Source organism: Pseudomonas sp. B21-021, from assembly GCF_024749205.1.
GTDB lineage: Bacteria > Pseudomonadota > Gammaproteobacteria > Pseudomonadales > Pseudomonadaceae > Aquipseudomonas > Aquipseudomonas paraglycinae.
In genome coordinates, this window is the sequence record NZ_CP087192.1 from 5690794 (window position 1) to 5703169 (window position 12376).

Annotated in this window: 12 protein-coding genes; 11 read left to right on the forward strand and 1 reads right to left on the reverse strand. The window is 59.7% G+C overall.

Translation table 11 applies throughout. From position 1 onward, the window contains the following. Nucleotides 1–42 precede the first annotated feature (42 nt). The 11 genes from LOY31_RS25610 to LOY31_RS25660 all read left to right on the forward strand — a co-directional run bounded on the left by LOY31_RS25610 (nucleotide 43) and on the right by LOY31_RS25660 (nucleotide 11539). Nucleotides 43–1563, forward strand: coding sequence for an aldehyde dehydrogenase family protein (locus tag LOY31_RS25610; RefSeq protein WP_221535123.1), 1521 nt, complete (start codon nucleotides 43–45; stop codon nucleotides 1561–1563). A 306-nt stretch (nucleotides 1564–1869) separates the two neighbouring features. After that, nucleotides 1870–3240, forward strand: a complete 1371-nt coding sequence (gene eat, locus LOY31_RS25615; RefSeq protein WP_085608773.1) for an ethanolamine permease — start codon at nucleotides 1870–1872, stop codon at nucleotides 3238–3240. Nucleotides 3241–3320: 80 nt separating this feature from the next. Further along, nucleotides 3321–4715 (forward strand): ethanolamine ammonia-lyase subunit EutB, encoded by a 1395-nt coding sequence (locus LOY31_RS25620; protein ID WP_169432083.1) that lies wholly within the window; start codon nucleotides 3321–3323, stop codon nucleotides 4713–4715. Next, nucleotides 4712–5545 carry an ethanolamine ammonia-lyase subunit EutC gene (gene eutC, locus LOY31_RS25625; RefSeq protein WP_371915877.1) on the forward strand — a complete coding sequence of 278 codons (834 nt, stop codon included), beginning with the start codon at nucleotides 4712–4714 and terminating at the stop codon, nucleotides 5543–5545. The genes LOY31_RS25620 and eutC overlap by 4 nt, the downstream gene beginning before the upstream one ends. A gap of 118 nt (nucleotides 5546–5663) precedes the next feature. Next, nucleotides 5664–6125, forward strand: coding sequence for an N-acetyltransferase (locus LOY31_RS25630; RefSeq protein WP_007958617.1), 462 nt, complete (start codon nucleotides 5664–5666; stop codon nucleotides 6123–6125). A gap of 227 nt (nucleotides 6126–6352) precedes the next feature. Further along, the gene (locus LOY31_RS25635; RefSeq protein ID WP_221535125.1) at nucleotides 6353–7003 is read left to right on the forward strand and encodes a DedA family protein; all 651 of its coding nucleotides are present in this window, start codon (nucleotides 6353–6355) and stop codon (nucleotides 7001–7003) included. A 4-nt stretch (nucleotides 7004–7007) separates the two neighbouring features. Further along, on the forward strand, nucleotides 7008–7820 hold the full coding sequence (locus LOY31_RS25640) for a zinc-dependent peptidase (protein WP_258712381.1): 813 nt from the start codon (nucleotides 7008–7010) through the stop codon (nucleotides 7818–7820). Nucleotides 7821–7934: 114 nt separating this feature from the next. Further along, complete coding sequence (gene ppa, locus LOY31_RS25645; RefSeq protein WP_007990564.1) at nucleotides 7935–8462, forward strand: inorganic diphosphatase; 528 nt, start codon at nucleotides 7935–7937, stop codon at nucleotides 8460–8462. Nucleotides 8463–8683: 221 nt separating this feature from the next. After that, nucleotides 8684–9424: a helix-turn-helix transcriptional regulator gene (locus tag LOY31_RS25650; protein WP_221535127.1), complete on the forward strand. Its 741-nt coding sequence runs from the start codon at nucleotides 8684–8686 to the stop codon at nucleotides 9422–9424. 1104 nt (nucleotides 9425–10528) lie between these two features. Further along, nucleotides 10529–11089 carry a hypothetical protein gene (locus LOY31_RS25655; protein ID WP_221535128.1) on the forward strand — a complete coding sequence of 187 codons (561 nt, stop codon included), beginning with the start codon at nucleotides 10529–10531 and terminating at the stop codon, nucleotides 11087–11089. A gap of 15 nt (nucleotides 11090–11104) precedes the next feature. Further along, complete coding sequence (locus LOY31_RS25660) at nucleotides 11105–11539, forward strand: hypothetical protein (protein ID WP_039772002.1); 435 nt, start codon at nucleotides 11105–11107, stop codon at nucleotides 11537–11539. Nucleotides 11540–11562: 23 nt separating this feature from the next. Here LOY31_RS25660 and LOY31_RS25665 read toward each other — a convergent pair whose 3' ends face one another. Then, nucleotides 11563–12375 carry a YfaP family protein gene (locus tag LOY31_RS25665; RefSeq protein WP_221535129.1) on the reverse strand — a complete coding sequence of 271 codons (813 nt, stop codon included), beginning with the start codon at nucleotides 12373–12375 and terminating at the stop codon, nucleotides 11563–11565. Nucleotide 12376 lies beyond the last annotated feature (1 nt).

Here is a 12376-nt window from a genome sequence, read left to right on the forward strand (position 1 = left end):
ATGCGCGTCTCTCTGATAAGTACAACAGCCAAGGAGAACATCATGCGTTACGCTCACCCCGGTACTGAAGGCGCCAAAGTCTCGTTCAAAAGCAAGTACGGTAACTACATCGGCGGCGAGTTCGTCGCGCCTGTCAAAGGTCAGTACTTCACCAACACCTCGCCAGTGAATGGCCAACCGATTGCCGAATTCCCGCGCTCCACGGCCGAAGACATCGAAAAGGCCCTGGACGCCGCCCACGCTGCTGCCGATGCCTGGGGTTCCACTTCCGCTCAGGCGCGCTCGCTGGTCCTGCTGAAAATCGCCGACCGCATCGAACAGAACCTCGAAACCCTGGCGATCACCGAAACCTGGGACAACGGCAAAGCCATCCGCGAAACCCTCAACGCCGACATCCCGCTGGCTGCCGACCACTTCCGTTATTTCGCCGGGTGCCTGCGCGCCCAGGAAGGCAGCGCCGCCGAGATCGACGGCAACACCGTCGCCTATCACATCCATGAACCGCTGGGCGTGGTCGGCCAGATCATCCCGTGGAACTTCCCGATCCTGATGGCCGCGTGGAAACTCGCCCCGGCCCTGGCCGCTGGCAACTGCGTGGTGCTCAAGCCTGCCGAGCAAACGCCGCTGGGCATCAGCGTGCTGCTGGAACTGATCGGCGACCTGCTGCCACCGGGCGTGCTCAACGTGGTGCAAGGGTTCGGCAAAGAAGCCGGCGAAGCCCTGGCCACCAGCAAACGCATCGCCAAGATCGCCTTCACCGGCTCGACCCCGGTCGGCTCGCACATCATGAAATGCGCTGCCGAAAACATCATTCCGTCCACCGTGGAACTGGGCGGCAAGTCGCCGAACATCTTCTTCGAAGACATCATGCAGGCCGAGCCAAGCTTCATTGAAAAGGCCGCCGAAGGCCTGGTGCTGGCGTTCTTCAACCAGGGCGAAGTCTGCACCTGCCCGTCCCGCGCACTGGTTCAGGAGTCGATCTATCCGCAGTTCATGGAAGCGGTGATGAAGAAAGTCAGCCAGATCAAACGTGGCGACCCGCTCGACACCGACACCATGGTCGGCGCCCAGGCGTCCGAGCAGCAATTCGACAAGATCCTTTCGTACCTGGAAATCGCCAAGGGCGAAGGTGCCGAGCTGCTGACCGGCGGCAAGGTGGAAAAACTCGAGGGCAGCCTGGCGACCGGGTATTACATCCAGCCGACGCTGCTCAAGGGCACCAACAAGATGCGTGTGTTCCAGGAAGAAATCTTCGGCCCGGTGGTGAGCATCACCACCTTCAAGGACGAAGCCGAAGCCCTGGCCATCGCCAACGACACCGAGTTCGGCCTCGGCGCCGGCCTCTGGACCCGCGACATCAACCGCGCCTATCGCATGGGCCGCGCCATCAAGGCCGGCCGTGTATGGACCAACTGCTACCACCTGTACCCGGCGCACGCCGCGTTCGGCGGGTACAAGAAATCCGGCGTCGGTCGTGAAACCCACAAGATGATGCTCGACCACTACCAACAGACCAAAAACCTGCTGGTGAGCTACGACATCAACCCGCTGGGCTTCTTCTAAAACCTCGGGGCAACACAGATGATTCTGTGTTGCCTGTTCAATGGCCTTCGCGAGCAAGCCCGCTCCCACAGGGACTTGCGTCGGCCCACATTATTGGATTCTGCACAAATCCAATGTGGGAGCGGGCTTGCTCGCGAAGGCGTCCTTAATGACACGACACAAAGCCTGGCCGCTCTGGCACGGGCCTTGCGTACCCGTCATTCAGGATTTGCGTGAACACTGCCGCTGCGTGAACAGCATCCACCCAATCAACCGCTGCACCCGAAAGTCCAACAGATCGAACAATAAAAAAGACAGAGAGGACTTATGACTTCCACCACACAGCTCAAACCCACACTCGGCACCCTGCACCTCTGGGGCATTGCCGTCGGCCTGGTGATTTCCGGCGAATACTTCGGCTGGAGTTACGGCTGGGGCACGGCGGGAACCCTGGGTTTCCTGGTCACGGCCCTGATGGTCGCGACCATGTACACCTGCTTCATCTTCAGTTTCACCGAACTGACCACCGCCATTCCCCACGCGGGCGGGCCGTTTGCCTACAGCCGCCGGGCGTTCGGCGAGAAAGGCGGATTGATCGCCGGCATCGCCACCCTGATCGAATTCGTGTTCGCCCCGCCGGCCATCGCCATGGCCATCGGCGCCTATCTGAATGTGCAATATCCGGGACTCGATCCAAAACTCGCGGCGGTCGGCGCGTATTTCGTGTTCATGACCCTGAACATCCTTGGCGTCAGCATCGCCGCGACCTTTGAGCTGGTGGTGACCGTGCTGGCCGTCGCCGAATTGCTGGTGTTCATGGGCGTGGTCGCACCGGGCTTCAGCTTCAGCAACTTCGTGCTGAACGGCTGGTCGGGCGCCAATGAGTTCACGATGGGCTCGATTCCGGGCATTTTCGCGGCGATTCCCTTCGCGATCTGGTTCTTCCTCGCCATCGAAGGCGCGGCCATGGCGGCCGAGGAAGCCAAAGATCCGAAACGCACGATTCCACGGGCCTACGTCAGCGGCATCCTGACCCTGGTGTTCCTGGCCATCGGTGTGATGGTGATGGCCGGCGGCGTCGGCGACTGGCGTCAACTGTCGAACATCAACGACCCGCTGCCACAGGCGATGAAAGCGGTGGTCGGCAACAATTCGACCTGGATGCACATGCTGGTGTGGATCGGCCTGTTCGGGCTGGTGGCGAGTTTCCACGGGATCATCCTCGGCTACTCGCGGCAGTTCTTCGCCCTGGCCCGGGCCGGTTATCTGCCGAAAGGCCTGGCCAAACTCTCGCGCTTCCAGACCCCGCACCGGGCGATCCTGGCCGGCGGCGTAATTGGCATCGCGGCGATCTACAGCGACGGACTGGTCAATCTGCAAGGCATGACCCTGACGGCGGCGATGATCACCATGTCGGTGTTCGGCGCCATCGTGATGTACATCATCAGCATGCTCAGCCTGTTCAAACTGCGCAAAACCGAGCCGAATCTGGAGCGCACCTTCCGCGCGCCGGGCTATCCGGTGGTGCCGGCCATCGCGCTGTTTCTGGCGGTGGTGTGCCTGGTGGCGATGGCCTGGTTCAACACGCTGATCGGCTGTGTGTTCCTCGGTTTCATGGCCGCCGGCTACCTGTACTTCCAGCTGACCGCCAAGCAACGCTCCGAAGCCCCGGCAGACGCTATGCTCGAAGGTATCTAAACGCTAACTGAGCTGCACCGGCATCGGGCCTCGGGCTCGGTGCCCGCACTAAAAGCATTCATTCAGGAGGAACGCGCCCCATGGCCGCATTTGCCCATACCGTCGGCGCCCAGACCTACCGCTTCGACAGCCTCAAGGACGTGATGGCCAAGGCCAGCCCCGCGCGTTCCGGGGACTTCCTGGCCGGCGTCGCCGCGCTCAACGATGGCGAGCGGGTGGCCGCGCAAATGGCGCTGGCCGACATCCCGCTCACGCATTTCCTGCAGGAAGCGCTGATCCCCTACGAATCCGATGAAGTCACCCGGCTGATCATCGACAGCCATGACAAACAGGCCTTTGCGGTCGTCAGCCATCTTACGGTTGGCGGCTTTCGCGACTGGCTTCTGAGCGAAGCGGCCGACGAGTCCAGCCTGCGCGCCCTCGCCCCCGGTCTGACGCCGGAAATGGTCGCGGCCGTGTCGAAGATCATGCGCGTGCAGGATCTGGTGCTGGTGGCGCAGAAGATCCGCGTCGTCACCAAATTTCGCGGCACCCTCGGCCTGCGTGGGCGGTTATCCACAAGGCTGCAACCCAATCACCCGACCGACGAGCCGTCCGGCATCGCCGCGAGCATTCTCGACGGTCTGCTGTACGGCAACGGCGACGCGATGATCGGCATCAACCCGGCCACCGACAGCATCGCCTCGATCTGCGCGATGCTGGAAATGCTCGACGCGATCATCCAGCGCTACGACATTCCGACCCAGGCCTGCGTGCTGACCCACGTCACCACCTCTATAGAAGCGATCAACCGTGGCGTACCGCTGGATCTGGTGTTCCAGTCGATTGCCGGCACCGAAGCGGCCAACGCCAGTTTCGGCATCAACCTGAACATCTTGCAGGAAGGTTATGAAGCGGGCCTGAGCCTCAATCGCGGCACGCTCGGACAGAACCTGATGTATTTCGAAACCGGCCAGGGCAGTGCACTGTCAGCCAACGCCCACCACGGCGTCGATCAACAGACCTGCGAGACAAGGGCCTACGCCGTGGCGCGCCATTTCAAGCCGTTTCTGGTGAATACCGTCGTAGGATTCATCGGCCCGGAATACCTCTACAACGGCAAACAGATCATCCGCGCGGGCCTCGAAGACCACTTCTGCGGCAAGCTGCTCGGCGTGCCGATGGGCTGCGACATCTGCTACACCAACCACGCCGAGGCCGACCAGGACGACATGGACACCCTGCTGACCCTGCTCGGCGTGGCCGGGATCAACTTCATCATGGGCATCCCCGGTTCCGACGACATCATGCTCAACTACCAGACCACTTCGTTCCACGACGCACTCTACGCGCGGCAGACTCTGGGCCTGAAACCGGCGCCGGAGTTCGAGCAGTGGCTGGCGAACATGGGCATCTTCACCCAGGCGGACGGCAAGGTCCGCTTCGGCAACAATCTGCCGCCGGCCTTCCGCCAGGCCTTGGCGCAACTGGGATGAGTCAGATGGAAAAACCACCCGCCGATCCACAAAACCCATGGCTGGAGCTGCGTCGTCTGACCCCGGCGCGCATTGCCCTCGGCCGCACTGGCACCAGCCTGCCGACCCGTGCACAGCTGGATTTCCAGTACGCCCACGCCCAGGCCCGGGACGCGGTGCATTTGCCGTTCGATCACGCCGGGCTCAGCGCCCAACTGACCGAGCGCCAGCGTGACAGTTTGCTGCTGCACAGCGCGGCGGGAGATCGCAATAGCTACCTGCAACGCCCGGATCTGGGGCGCAAGTTGAGCGATCAATCGGCGCAAACTCTGCGCGAATACGCCCAGGCGCATCCGGGCGGCGTGGATCTGGTGATTGTGGTGGCGGACGGTCTGTCAGCGCTGGCGGTGCATCGGCATACCCTGCCGTTTCTCACCCGTCTGGAAGAACAGATGAGCGCCGACGAATGGTCGATCGCACCTGTAGTGCTGGTGGAACAGGGTCGAGTGGCAATTGGCGATGAAATCGGCCAGTTGCTGGGCGCCAAAATGGTTGTGATGCTGATTGGAGAGCGTCCGGGCCTCAGTTCGCCGGACAGCCTGGGTTTATATTTCACCTACAATCCAAAAGTCGGCCTCACGGATGCGTACCGCAATTGCATCTCCAATGTGCGGCTGGAAGGGCTCAGCTACGGCATGGCGGCGCATCGCTTGCTGTATCTGATGCGCGAAGCCTGTCGGCGCCAGCTGTCGGGCGTCAATCTGAAGGATGAAGCGCAGGTTCAGACGCTGGAATCGGAAGCCGGTGCAGACATGAAGAGTAATTTCCTACTCGATCCGCCCCCAGCCTGAACCGTTTCCGCATTGCCTTTCTGCGCCGGTTTGAGGCAGGATCGACGAACGGCCGCCCAAGGTTTCCCGATGCCGTCAGCCCCACGTGAAGACAGCCAATTGAAGGACGAGACCTACCATGCGGATTATCCAAGCGACCCTCGAACACCTGGATTTGCTGACCCCGTTGTTCGTTAAGTACCGCGAGTTCTACGGCTCCCTGCCCTATCCGGACTCGTCCCGGGCCTTTCTCGAAAAGCGCCTGCGACGCAAGGAATCGGTGATCTACCTGGCCCTGGCCGATGACGACGACAAGAAGCTCATGGGTTTCTGCCAGCTCTACCCGAGCTTTTCCTCCCTGTCGCTCAAGCGCGTGTGGATCCTCAACGACATCTACGTCGCCGAAGACGCCCGCCGCCAGTTGGTAGCCGACAACCTGATCCGCACCGCCAAGAAAATGGCCAAAGAAACCCAGGCCGTGCGCATGCGCGTCTCCACCAGTGCCGACAACGAAGTGGCGCAGAAAACCTACGAATCCATCGGATTCAAGGAAGATACCGAGTTCAAGAACTACGTGCTGCCGATCAGCGACGAGCTCTGATTGCGGAGTGCCTTGCGGGGAGGGAGCAGACTCCCTCCCCAAAATGAATGCCAACCCGACATTTGTTCACACCGACATCCCCCGCTACAAAACCAACGCGCTTTTCACCCCTAAGCCCGTATAATCCCGATCTTTCCGGCTTGTAAGAAAAACTACACCCGCTTGTAGGCTTACACGAAGTCATCCGCACAGGTCTGCCGAGTCAGGCCGTCACCACAGGTGCCTCCATGGATTTCAACCCGCTCGATCTTGTCCTGCATCTCGATGTTTATCTCGACCTGCTGGTAAATAATTACGGGCCATGGATCTACGCCATCCTGTTTCTGGTGATCTTCTGCGAAACCGGTCTGGTGGTGATGCCATTCCTGCCGGGTGATTCCTTGCTGTTCATCGCCGGTGCAGTGGCCGCGGGCGGCGGCATGGACCCGGTGTTGCTGGCGGGCCTGCTGATGCTGGCGGCGATCCTCGGCGACAGCACCAACTATGTGATCGGACGAACGGCGGGCGAGAAGCTGTTCAGCAACCCGAACTCGAAAATCTTCCGCCGCGATTACCTGCAACAGACGCACGATTTCTACGACAAGCACGGCGGCAAAACCGTGACCCTGGCGCGCTTCCTGCCGATCATCCGCACCTTTGCTCCGTTCGTGGCCGGTGTCGCGAAAATGCCTTACCCGCGCTTCTTCGGGTTCAGCGTTTTTGGCACCGTCCTGTGGGTCGGCGGTCTGGTGACGCTGGGCTATTTCTTCGGCAACGTGCCATTCATCAAGAAGAACCTGTCGCTGCTGGTGGTGGGCATCATCCTGCTGTCGCTGATCCCGATGATCATCGGCGTAGTTCGCAGCCGTTTCGGCGGCGCCAAAGCCCAATCGCATTAAGCCGATGTGGTCGCTGAGCGCCTGGCGCCGCCGGCGCATTCTGGCCCGGCACCCGATTGCCGACGAACTGTGGCAGCGGGTGCGCCATCATCTGAGTTTTCTCGATGGCATCAGTGCCACTGAAGACCAGTGGCTGCGCGAAGCCAGCGTGCTGTTCCTCGAAGACAAACACCTGACCGCCCTGCCCGGCGTCGAATTGCACCAGGAACAACGCCTGCTGCTCGCCGCCCAGGCGCAACTGCCGCTTTTGCATCTCGGCGATCTGAACTGGTATCAGGGTTTCCACGAAATCGTCCTCTACCCCGACGACTTCCTCAGTCCCCAGCGCCATCGCGATGCCAGCGGCGTCGAACATGAGTGGGACGGCGAACACAGCGGCGAGGCGTGGCAGCAAGGGCCGATCATCCTCGCCTGGCCCGGCGTGATGGCCAGTGGTGGCTGGGAAGGCTACAACCTGGTGATCCACGAACTGGCGCACAAGCTCGACATGCTCAACGGCGACGCCAACGGCCTGCCGCCGCTGCACGCCGACATGCGGGTCAGCGACTGGGCCGAGGTGATGCAGGCGGCGTACGACGATCTCAACCGCCAGCTCGACCGCAACCCGGAGGCGGAAACCGCCATCGATCCCTATGCCGCCGAGAACCCGGCCGAGTTCTTCGCCGTCACCAGCGAGTACTTCTTCAGCGCTCCGGATCTGCTGCACGAGGCTTATCCACAGGTGTATGCGCAGTTGCAGCTTTTCTACCGCCAGGATCCGTTGGCGCGCCTGAAGCAACTTCAGGCCACCGACCCGGTCTATCAGGCTCACGAGTAAAGGTCTGCACGACTTCCGGTACGTGGCGTCCACGGCAGAATATGCCTATAATCGCCGCCACTTTTTGGTCAATCCGGCCAAGTGTTTTTGGTCAACTAACGGGGGCAACGCCCAATGAGCTACAGCAAGATTCCGGCTGGCAAAGACCTGCCGAACGACATCTACGTCGCGATCGAGATCCCGGCCAACCACGCGCCGATCAAATACGAAATCGACAAAGACAGCGATTGCCTGTTCGTTGACCGTTTCATGGCCACCCCGATGTTCTACCCGGCCAACTACGGTTACATCCCGAACACCCTGGCTGACGACGGTGATCCCCTCGACGTGCTGGTTGTAACCCCTTACCCGGTTGCTCCAGGTTCGGTGATCCGCGCGCGTCCGGTCGGCATCCTGAACATGACCGACGACGGCGGCGGCGATGCCAAAGTCATCGCAGTCCCACACGACAAGCTGTCCCAGCTGTACGTGGACGTGAAGGAATACACTGACCTGCCAGCCCTGCTGATCCAGCAGATCGAGCACTTCTTCGCGAACTACAAAGATCTCGAAAAAGGCAAATGGGTGAAAATCGAAGGCTGGGCCGGTGCAGACGCCGCCCGCGAAGCGATCACCAAGTCGGTTGCTGCCTACAAAGGCTAAGCCTCGCGACCTGCGACACGCTTGAAGAAAACCCCGGTTGATCCGGGGTTTTTTGTGCCTGCCCGATAGGTGCTTAAACAGCTTGTTTATAGCGACCTACAGAAAAGTTTTGGTGTGTGTAATTTCCCACAAGGACGTCTTACATCCCGTCGCAAAATTTGCCCTGATTTTGAACGCAAGGTTTATTCAAACCGCTCTAGGCCGGCCGTAGACTCGTGTTTATGAGAAAGAACACTAGCGGTCCAAGATTCAAGGCACTCCTGGAAGCTGCGAACATCACCACCACGGGATTCGCAAAGTTCTGGGGCACGGAAGCCCAAAACGTTCATAACTGGTACACCCGGGGCGTACCCGCGTACCGCATGGAAGAAGTTGCGCGCCTGCTGTCCGTCAACAGCCAATGGCTGAAGACCGGCGAAGGCCCGAAAGACGCCCCGCACCTGCATACAGAGTCGGGCGACATCCTCGATGCCCATGCCATTCGCGGCGTGTACACGGTGCTAGACACCAACGACATCGAACTGCCCCTCTACAAGGAAACCCCGACCGCCCCCGGCTCCGGCAAGACCCACGTCATCAAGGACCCGGAACAAACCATCCGCCTGCCCCGCAGCCACCTCGAAACACTGGAAATCCGCCACACTGACGCCATCTGCACCCACATGATCGGCAACAGCATGGCCGAGAAAATCGAAGACGGCTCCACCCTCGCCATCGACCGCGGCCTCACGCAGGTGGTGGACGGCGAAATCTACGCCATCGAACACGACGGCATGCTGCGCATCAAATACCTGCATCGCATGCCAGGCAACGCCCTGCGCCTGCGCAGCCACAACAGCGCCGAATACCCGGACGAGATCTTCCGGGCCTCGCAAATTGAAGAGCAGAGGATTCATGTATTGGGGTGGGTGTTCTGGTGGTCGACGCTGGGCAAGCGGCGGCCGGTGGTGCCGTTTCTCTGAGCCGCCGTCACTCCCGGCCCCTGCACAGAACTTGGAGGGAGCGGGCTTGGTCCGGGCGGCGATTCGACGAAGAGGCCCGGATACCCGGTACAAATCCCTGCTTTCTGCCGCAGAAATCGCTCTATTCCGCACTTGAGACTGGGAATCCCCAACAAAACTCAGTATCCTGCGCCCCACATTCGCGCATCGACCCGCCAAGCGGCCCAGATGACGCCTGACGCGGCAGACCACTGTCTGACCAAGTCCCACAGCCGGACGCAAGATCCGGATGTACGTTTTGAAGGCTGGCGCGGTTTACCAAAAATAAACCAAGCCAGTCCCCGAGAAGCCGGCCACAAGCCGGCTTTTTAATGCCTGTCGGAAAAATGGTTTTCGAGAGCCGTTCAGCCAATTGCTGATGATCACACAAATTGTGCAGGCGCTACTTGCACAATTGTTCAGCAAAAAAGCTCTTGGCAATTTCGATGCTTAAAGCACTACAAGGACGTTCTAGATTGCTCCCATCTGCCCTGAATTCAAGCCTGAAATCCGTCGGACTGGTTTCGACCATAAGCCTCTGCCTGACAGCATGCGTGGGAGTAGGCGTTTCCCTCCCTGAAAAAACCACACTCAAAACCGACGCATACAAAGCACAAAGCTACCGCTCGACTCCCCCACAGATCACCAGAACAGCAAAATCGACACCCGTCCGAGAATGGTGCGGAATTACTGTCTGGGCGCTGGTAGTTCCGGTGCCATTGAAGCTGCCGGTGTGCACGTCGTACTCCGAGCAATCCTTCGGCAAAGACGAGTTCGGGAACGAAGCCGTTCTGCTCAACACACAACAAAAAGTGTCATCTCCGCTATACGCTTGTGGCCCATTCATGATGTTGGGACCGATCGTCCACGGTTACCAAGGCAACGCGCTTTGCGGCGTTTTTCCGGAGTGATGGCGACCACGACGAAGCGGTTTACCCTTTCCCTTCCCAACACTTTCATTTGATTATTCAACCATCGCAATAAGCCATTAGCACATCCGCCCTAATTGCCCCTCACCCAACCTCGCCACTAAATTTCCATTCTGTTTTTGTGCATTGCAAAAGCACCAAGGAATGGAGCAACACCATGTCGTCGTTTTTCAAACTCAAACAATCCCTTGTTCTAGTAACCGCACTTCTGACCGCCACCACTTGCGCGCAGGCAGAAGAACCGAACCCCGTCGGTGACTGGTGGATCATTTACGGCAACGGCATTCCCAACAAGAACATCATGTATGTAGCCGACAGCACTTCAGTCGTGCCGTCGAACCATACCAAGGGTGCGAAATTGGTAGCCGTGACGCTGGTGTATGAAGAACCCGGCAAACCGATGATCGATGCCTACAACCTCGAAGTGCAGTGCACCACGAACAAGGTCCGCTTTCTTAATGGGCAATCTATAGATCGCATTGCCTACATGATGCGGCACCTGAAAGTTAACGACCAATGGCAGCAGCCGAAGGAGTTCTGGGTACAGCGCGCCGCCGAGTTTGTTTGCTCCCCCGCCAAGAAAGACATGATCGCGCTGGGCAAGATGGAGCCCTTGCAGATGATTCAGGGCATGCAGCAGATGTTCTTCAAGCTGGCACCGATTCAGGAAAAGGGGCAGATGATGGACAACCTGGATTCGATCCTCGGTAACAAGTAAGCGGCGGAACGCATGATGAATCAATGGACTAAAACGTTACTGGCGGTCCTGCTGACACCTACACTATTGCTACTGCATGGCTGCCACCTGATTGCTCAGTCTCGATGGGAAGGGCGCGATGTCCAGGAAGCACTCGATTTATTCGGCAAACCCGACTCGATGAAAAAACAGACCGGTGCCAACGGTGAGAATCTGGCGGTTCTCACCTGGTTCAAATCCTCCAGCTGGACCACTACAGAAGCGGCCGGGACTTCAATGAACCATACCGGCAACGGCATGGTTTACACCGAGTACTACGAGACAGTCGGTCACAGTTCGGATTGCAAACTGGAGGCCACCGTCAATAAAGCCAAGAAGATCGTGCTGTTCAGGATTGAAGACGGGAAGATCATTCACGGGAAGTGCATCAACGTCCCGTTCGTGCCCGGCTATATTCCACCCGGCTTCTAATGCAACCCTGAGCAGGCTTCTGCTCAGGGATAACTAAACGACTTCACCAACGTCAACTCCCCCACCGCCCGCATCGGCACGATGAAAGTCTCCATCTTCTCGCTAGGCGTCCCCTCTTCCGTAATCACCGTAACCTGCGCCGTGGTCAACGGCTGCACCGCCTCTTCCCCACCCTCATCATCCCCGCGATAACCACCGCCGAAGTAGTTCACATACACCAGATACTGCCCCTTGATCGGCGCCGGCATGGCGAAGATTTCCGGGCCGTAGCCTGTGGTCACGTCGACATCCAAAGCCGCGCCATTGGGCGCGACGCGATCGCCGTACCAGATGTGCGCGCCGTCGGGTGTGATCAGGTGCAGGTCGAGGTCAGTGCCATCGCTGTCCCACGCCAGCAACACCCGCAGTTTCGCCGGAGTAGCGCCGCCGCTGGTGTTGAGAAACTGCGTGCGGTGCCGTTGCTGGCCGTCCGGGCTGCGGACTTCGACGCTGTTGCTGCCGTTGGGGAACGAGAAAGGGCGATCGAAACGACCGCTTTCGTCGATTTTCAGCGGCATGCTGACGCCGTTGACGATCAGGCGGCCGGGCTCTTTGTTTTTCGGGGTGGCTTTGATTTCGCCGCTGATGCGGGCGGTGTTGGCCTGGCCGAGCGGGGTGTTTACCGAGGAGGCCGGGTAGTTGACGGTCTGGCGGAAGCTTTCGCCCTCGCCTTCAGGCGCGCCGCTGCGCCAGCCGCCGACCGGGGTGTCGAGTTTGACGCTGTCGGCGGCCATCGCCATTGGCAATGCATTAAGCGCGCAGAGCAACAGCAAGACCTGTGGATAACGGAGTGTCATG